We start from the raw sequence: 5,672 nt of genomic DNA on the forward strand, positions 1-5,672 counted from the left end.
CTGGTAAACATCCTTGTGCAGCTTATCGGCTAGTAGGGGTAAAAAATAGTGCACGTAGCTTAACCCGGCAAAGCACACCGGATTAGGGTGCATGACAATTGGATGCACCCCAACACGTGATTGATGGTGGTTCAACCCCACCCGTGCACACCAAGGGGCTGTAGTCGCCTGCCTCATCTGGGCGATGTAAGGGCATAACCAGTGGTTTTCCTGACTTTCACCACACAACGGCACTGTGACCCTGCAACCCCTAATCGACCAAAATAGAACATTAAAGAGAAACGAATAGTGCTAACCACAACACTAAGCCTTAACCGCACTACGCGGATTGCATTTGACTCACAAGCCGTCCATCGAACACTCCTACACGCAACAGACGGTAAGCCAGTACTTTGGGCAAGTCCGGACACTAAACACCTCGTAGTACGACACGAAACCCCGGTTGATTGGATTAAAGCCATAAGAGGAGTCACACAAGCCGTCACACTCCCAACTCAAATACCGGCTGCATCCGCCCGCATTAATTATGCGCTAATCGGAAACCCAATACTAAGCCAGTACCAAGGCCCCAATAAACGCGGAAAGAAAACGCCAGCCCCGCCAGAAAAATGGAACGAGTGGCTACAACGACGCGTAGGCAACGCACTCAATCTGCACAGTATCGATGGCACACGCCTGCCCCCAGCTAAGGGCAAGAAACCAGACATGCAGACCATCCACCACCGAATTCTATTTACCGGTCGCGCAACAGTAAAAGACCAAGATGCCCTACAGACACTCATGGAATCGGGCATCGGTAGTGGGAAAGCATACGGATGTGGATTATTGATTGTTGAGGAACTATGACCGCAGCATTAACCCTTATCTGGAACCTAGCCGGTCAACCAGACGTGAACGGCTCCAAAGGAAAGCTACTCAAACCAGAACCGGGTATCTGCTCTATCACGGGTGAGTACTCCGAGATTACTGCCGATGCATCTAAAGCCTTGGGCGATAACTTCACGGATCAGTCACTGTGGGCTTGCCACAGCGGCCGTGTAGGCAAGGCCTCACTCTGGTGTTGTAGTGGTGCTGGTCGTACATCTCCGCGCCTATGGTCATGGGTAGCCGCACCCGGCGAGAACCTACCACCCTCGCACGAAAAAGCGTACGCAGGTGGCCCTGGCCTGTGCCTAACAAACCGGGCAAACACACGGCCCATCATTGATATCTTGCTTAACCCCCCAGCGGGTGAATGGGTTGTCAGCATTGCAGAGTCCGGGCAGAAACATGTTCTCCCATACGTCCAAACCAATCGGGGCGCAGGGAAGTGGAAAGTGCGTATGGAGGCCACCAATATCACCGCCACGCCAGAGCAATTCCGAACCGTGTTCACCACCTGTCTAGCCCTACGCCGCCTAGGTGTACCGGTGGAGGCGATTAAGACAGGCGAACCACAATACTTAAAAACCACGGAAGATCTCGCCACCTGGCGTGAACTCTCCCAGCGTTTACGCCCCTACCAATCCAGCCCCATAACAAACCTTGCACTGTGGTGCATCACCAAACCAATCATGGAGGATACTCATGCATACCCCAACCCTTGAAGACCTTGACCTGGCAACCATCAGCCTAATTTTTGCGCTGCGTGATTCACTCACCGACGATGGCCCCTCACGCCTTGACTTCTGGAACCTTCGCGCCACCACCGCCGTAGAAACCGCTGCTGCGGGTGCCGCCAACTTTGGGCAGGCTGTAACCATCGCCTGCCGAAAGCTGCAAATTCCTGCGCTATCAAAAAGCGGTGCCGAACGCATCATTGAAGCAGGCCAGATCATTGATATGGATTACGCCGCCTGGGCGCGACACATCGCCCAAAACATCGTGTACATCGTGGCTATTGCCCGTGTAGAAAACTCCGAGATTCAAGCCGCCCGCAAGACCGCAAAGGAAGCAAAGTGATGACCACCCTCACCCCAACCCACCCAACTGTATTCCAGATCAACGCAACCCTAACCAGCCCGTTCCATCACGGTGCAGGAAGTGCTGGAAATACCAGCCTGCTACGCACTCACGACGTGGTGCAGCCCGATGGGCACGTGGCACACGTGCCATTCCTGTCTGCCGCGTCACTTCGCCATGCGCTGCGTAACGCCCTTGCTTGGGAAACTGCACGTCTGATTGACCTGCAACCTGCATCGCTAACTAAGAGCGCGGTAGACCTGCTGTTTACCGGCGGCGCGGTATCCTCCACCGGGGCTAAGACCGACCTTGACATGATGCGCCGCGTTGAAGAGAACTTCCCGGCCCTCGCCATGCTTGGCTACGCCGCTAAAAGTGACATCATCACCGGCACCATGTGGGCTACAGACCTCATTTTGGTATGTGCAGAAAACGCCGACCGCCTCGACCTAACCGACACCACCCTCAAGCCTGCCGCACACTTCCGTAGCGAGGAATTCGGCACCCGCCACGACCAAGCCGCCACCCCAGCCGGAAAATTCATTGAAATCGCCACAGGCGAGCTCACGACGGCACAAATGATTTGGGATACGCAGGTACTCATCTCCGGCTCACGACTGGTAGGAGAAGTATCACTAACCCCAGCAGCAACCGAAGCACACCGCACCGCCCTGGGTGCTGCCCTGCACCTATGGGCACCGGACGGGCACACCACACTGGGCGCAAAGAATGCCCAAGGCTTCGGGCACGCTGACATTACGATTGGTGACTCCGATTCATTCGATGGTTCCCCAGATTTCCACGCTGATTATCAGCAGTGGGCTAAGCATACTGAGGAACATGCGGAGGATATTCGGGCACTGCTAGCGGAGTTGGGATAATGAACGTCACAATTACCGCCCATATGCTTACACCCACTATTGGGCATGTGGGGCCATTGGATGGTGCGCTGGCGTGGGCCTGTGCGCAGCGCGCTATGGAACGCGGCGAAGAGCTAGAGCCAATCAGTGATGACCATGCCCCCGACTTTCCACTACCGCTAGAAAAGTGGGAGCAAGATGGGGTGTGGGGATGGAAAGTAAGCGCCCCAATCTTTGATACTTCGCACTACTCAGCTACGGAGATACGCCGCCGCCCCGCTACCGGAGCAATGGCACTTTTCACTAAAGCGAAAGAGCACCACAGTGGCCTAGGCCCCACCAAAGCAGGCAACACCACACTATCTACTACCTACCACCGGAAAATCAGCTGGCACGCCACCATAACCAACGAGGATGAACTACGTAGCCTACTGGGTATCGTAACGAACCTTGGGGCTAGGCACCGTAACGGATTCGGCAAAGTAGCCGAGTGGGAAATAACACCTGGGCCTGCTGATGGGTGGAAGCAGCGCCCACTACCTGACCCCCACGGCCAACCCATGCGCACCCGCGCCCCCTACTGGCACCCCACAGAAAGAACACCATGCGCCTAAAACCACCCTTCCCATACCTAGGGTCAAAATCACGCCTCGCCCCCAAAATCATTGACCTGCTACCCGACCACACCCACTACGTCGAACCCTACGCAGGCTCACTGTCTGTCCTACTCGCTAAACCCCGCTCCGTCGCCGAAACCATCAACGACCGCGACGGCTCCATTGCTAATCTTTGGCGCGTCATCAGAGACCACCCCGCAGAACTCGAACAAGCAATGCGGCTCACCCCACACAGCCACGAGGAATACTACGCCGCGGTGGCAGAGCCCAAGTCTGATGACCCAGTCGAATGGGCGCGCCGCACACTCACAAAACTGTGGCAGGGCACCACCCGCACGACACAGCACGGCGGAATGTGGGCAAAATACGTAACCTACCAACCGCGCTCCATCAGCTTCCCAGAGCAAATGGCACGCATGGCCGACCGCATACAACCCGTAGCCGACCGCCTATCAGGAGTCAGCATCGACCAGCGTGATGCCTTGAAAATGATTCAAAAGTATGGGAGGGCAAAAAGCACACTCCTATACCTAGACCCGCCATACCTTCCACGCACACGTTCCGGCTCATCCTATCCCTACGACATGACCGAAGAGGACCACGAGAACCTCCTCGACGTCATTACAGGCATCCCAGCGAAGGTTATTCTCTCTGGCTACCGCAGCTCACTCTACGACGCCGCACTCGAAGACTGGGAGCGCCACGAATACCCAGCATTCGCAGGCGGACGCGGAACACCAATGGCAAAGCGCACAGAAACAGTGTGGGTGAAACCATGCCACTCATAGAATCACCCAGAATCACCACAGCAGACCAAAAAGCCTGGGATGAACTCGCCCGCTACGACCGACTCCTAGCAACTCGCCTACCCCTCGATGACCTAGCCGAGCACGGTCGCGAAATGATTCGTGAATTCGCAGCACAAGGCGGATGCTACGTATCCACAAGCTGGGGCAAAGACTCCGTAGTCGTTGCTCACATGGCCGCCACCAGCGGACTCACCCTCCCACTCGTGTGGGTACGCGTCGATAAGTGGGAAAACCCAGACTGCCCAACAGTCCGCGATGCATTCCTCGAAGAATACGGTGCGCAGGTGGACTACCACGAAATCTCCGTACCAGCGTCAGCACAACGCTGGTGGGACAACAACCTTGAAGAATCATCTACAAAACGCACCAGCCGCGCTGGGTTTGACGAAGCTGCCCAACGCTTTGGAGACCGTCATATTTCGGGAATTAGGGCAGAAGAATCACGCGTCCGCCGCATATCGCAAGCCAGGTGGAAAGGTATGAGCGCCAGGGCATGCCGCCCAATCGGGGAGTGGTCAGCTACTGATGTTTTCGCCTACCTCCACAAATATGACCTTCCAGTACATCCGGCATACGCCATGTCTTATGGCGGACGACGTGATCGTCGTTGGCTCCGCGTTTCGTCACTAGGTGGTGTCCGTGGGGCAGAGAAGGGGCGCGCCGAGTGGGAAGCAGCCTATTACGGCGATATAGTTTGCAGATGTTAAGTAGCTAAGGTGTTGAACAATGCCCCGCGCCTTTTAGGCTGTGGGGCATGACTATGACCCCAATCTCCCAGTTGAAGTTCTACCCCGGTAATGCGCGCCGGGGCGACATTGACCTCATCGCCGAATCATTGCAGCGCCTGGGCCAATACAAGCCGGTAGTGGTTAATGCGGGTGGTAAAGAGCCGGAACTCACTAACGTAATTTTGGCCGGGAATCATACAGTCATGGCGGCTCAACGCCTAGGCTGGGACACGGTAGATGTGCACCTGGTGGACTTGGACGCGGACGCGGCGAAACGCGTGGTAGTAGTGGATAATCGTGCCAACGATGTCGCCACCTACGAGGTGGAAGAACTGGTTAACCTGCTCACCGAACTTCCAGACCTTGAGGCGACCGGCTTTGACCGCGACGAGCTGGATGCCATGCTCGAAGCCCTGGATGACTTGGACGAGGAAGTACCGGGCAGGCCAGCAGACCCCAAACCAGATGGCTTTAACCTGCTCATTGAATGCGACACGGCGGAGGAACAGCAACGCATCAAATCCCGCCTACTGGCTGAGGGCGTGACTGTCTCCGAGGTCTAGACAACGCCCCTGCCTGTGTAATCTTCCTGGTTGATTGTTTAGACCCAGGAGGTTTAGCTATGCCGCGCCTACACGCCGACAACACGAAAGCAGTCATCGCAGAACGTCGCCGCAAAGCATACGAGCTACGCATGCAAGGCGCATCCTACTACCA

General features: G+C 56.0%; 6 protein-coding genes and 1 pseudogene. All 7 read left to right on the forward strand.

Translation table 11 applies throughout. From position 1 onward, the window contains the following. Positions 1–48: 48 nt before the first annotated feature. The 7 genes and pseudogenes from HMPREF0308_RS13640 to HMPREF0308_RS05775 all read left to right on the forward strand — a co-directional run bounded on the left by HMPREF0308_RS13640 (position 49) and on the right by HMPREF0308_RS05775 (position 5,518). Positions 49–153 (forward strand): annotated as a pseudogene (locus HMPREF0308_RS13640). Positions 154–288: 135 nt separating this feature from the next. Then, a complete protein-coding gene (locus HMPREF0308_RS14450) occupies positions 289–846 on the forward strand; it encodes a type I-E CRISPR-associated protein Cas6/Cse3/CasE (protein WP_005529618.1) in 558 nt (185 codons plus the stop codon). 720 nt (positions 847–1,566) lie between these two features. Beyond that, a complete protein-coding gene (locus HMPREF0308_RS05750; protein ID WP_005529622.1) occupies positions 1,567–1,941 on the forward strand; it encodes a hypothetical protein in 375 nt (124 codons plus the stop codon). Further along, a complete protein-coding gene (locus HMPREF0308_RS05755) occupies positions 1,941–2,822 on the forward strand; it encodes a hypothetical protein (RefSeq protein ID WP_005529624.1) in 882 nt (293 codons plus the stop codon). Before HMPREF0308_RS05750 ends, HMPREF0308_RS05755 begins: the two co-directional genes overlap by 1 nt. A 583-nt stretch (positions 2,823–3,405) precedes the next feature. Further along, the gene (locus HMPREF0308_RS05765) at positions 3,406–4,206 is read left to right on the forward strand and encodes a DNA adenine methylase (RefSeq protein WP_005529627.1); all 801 of its coding nucleotides are present in this window, start codon (positions 3,406–3,408) and stop codon (positions 4,204–4,206) included. Next, complete coding sequence (locus tag HMPREF0308_RS13245) at positions 4,194–4,934, forward strand: phosphoadenosine phosphosulfate reductase domain-containing protein (protein WP_005529629.1); 741 nt, start codon at positions 4,194–4,196, stop codon at positions 4,932–4,934. The genes HMPREF0308_RS05765 and HMPREF0308_RS13245 overlap by 13 nt, the downstream gene beginning before the upstream one ends. A 47-nt stretch (positions 4,935–4,981) precedes the next feature. Then, complete coding sequence (locus HMPREF0308_RS05775) at positions 4,982–5,518, forward strand: ParB N-terminal domain-containing protein (RefSeq protein WP_005529631.1); 537 nt, start codon at positions 4,982–4,984, stop codon at positions 5,516–5,518. The last annotated feature ends 154 nt before the right edge of the window (positions 5,519–5,672 follow it).

Source organism: Corynebacterium striatum ATCC 6940 (assembly GCF_000159135.1).
Classification (GTDB): domain Bacteria; phylum Actinomycetota; class Actinomycetes; order Mycobacteriales; family Mycobacteriaceae; genus Corynebacterium; species Corynebacterium striatum.

Excerpts from the sequence above, each read along its gene's own strand:
- HMPREF0308_RS13245 (WP_005529629.1), top strand. The coding sequence starts at position 4,194 with ATGCCACTCATAGAATCACCCAGAATCACCACAGCAGACCAAAAAGCC.
- HMPREF0308_RS05765 (WP_005529627.1), top strand. The coding sequence starts at position 3,406 with ATGCGCCTAAAACCACCCTTCCCATACCTAGGGTCAAAATCACGCCTC.
- HMPREF0308_RS05775 (WP_005529631.1), top strand. The coding sequence starts at position 4,982 with ATGACTATGACCCCAATCTCCCAGTTGAAGTTCTACCCCGGTAATGCG.
- HMPREF0308_RS05755 (WP_005529624.1), top strand. The coding sequence starts at position 1,941 with ATGACCACCCTCACCCCAACCCACCCAACTGTATTCCAGATCAACGCA.
- HMPREF0308_RS05750 (WP_005529622.1), top strand. The coding sequence starts at position 1,567 with ATGCATACCCCAACCCTTGAAGACCTTGACCTGGCAACCATCAGCCTA.